1 protein-coding gene and 1 pseudogene are annotated in these 866 nt (G+C 65.5%); one reads left to right on the forward strand and one right to left on the reverse strand.

The genetic code is table 11. The features are described from left to right. The coding region (locus EOA24_RS39710) for a glutaminase (protein ID WP_189354674.1) at window positions 1-233 on the forward strand (233 nt) is incomplete at its 5' end. A gap of 199 nt (window positions 234-432) precedes the next feature. Here EOA24_RS39710 and EOA24_RS42235 read toward each other — a convergent pair. Then, a pseudogene (locus EOA24_RS42235) lies at window positions 433-866 on the reverse strand (ribonuclease E/G); the annotation flags it as partial.

Genomic DNA, 866 nt, shown 5'->3' on the forward strand with positions numbered 1-866 from the left:
TCGGCGCGCTGATGCTGACCTGCGGCCACTATGACGGCTCCGGCGATTTTGCCTTCCACGTCGGCATCCCCGGCAAAAGCGGTGTCGGCGGCGGCATTTTGGGCATCGTGCCCGGCGTGGCTTCGCTGGCTGTTTGGTCGCCCGGCCTCAACGAGAACGGCAACTCCAAGCTCGGCTCCATCGCCCTGGAGAAGCTCGCACGGATGATGAACTGGTCGATCTTCGCGCCATAGGCAAGTCGATATTCAGGTGAGGCCGGCCTGCAAATGGCGGTTTCCTGCGCTTCCGGTGCTCACTCCGGTTCTCGGAACCAACCATTTTCGACTCGGCCTGATCTGAATGTCGATTTGCCTTGCGCTTCGGCAAACAAAAAATCCCGCGCCAGGTGGCGCGGGATCTTTGCAAAGAAATCAGTCCAACAATTTGAAAAGCTTAGAAGAAACCCTTGCGCTGCCACCAGCCTGCGCGCTTCGGTTTGTCCTCGGCCTTGGCCTCTTCGGACACGTTCGAGGAGACGACGGGAACAACCGGCGCATCGATCGACTGCGGCTTGCGCCGCGTCGGGTGGGCATTGGCGGCGGGCTCGGCCTCGGCCGCCGCGGCAGCCGCCGGCTCCGGCTCGACCGCCACGGGCGCGACCTGGGCTTCCGCCACAGATTCGGACACCGTCTCTGCCACGGCTTCCTCGGCGGCCTTCTTGGCGCGCGAACGGCGGGGCTTCTTCGGCTTTTCGACCGCCTCGGCGTCGTCATTGGCGGCCGCGGGGGCAGCAGGCTGCTCAGGCGCGGCTGCCACGGCCGGCTCGCCTGCGGCGTCCTCATCTTCCGCTGCTTCGTCCTCGCCGTCGCCAGCGGGGGCCTCTGAAG

The organism is Mesorhizobium sp. M2A.F.Ca.ET.039.01.1.1 (assembly GCF_003998035.1).
Taxonomy (GTDB): Bacteria; Pseudomonadota; Alphaproteobacteria; order Rhizobiales; family Rhizobiaceae; genus Mesorhizobium.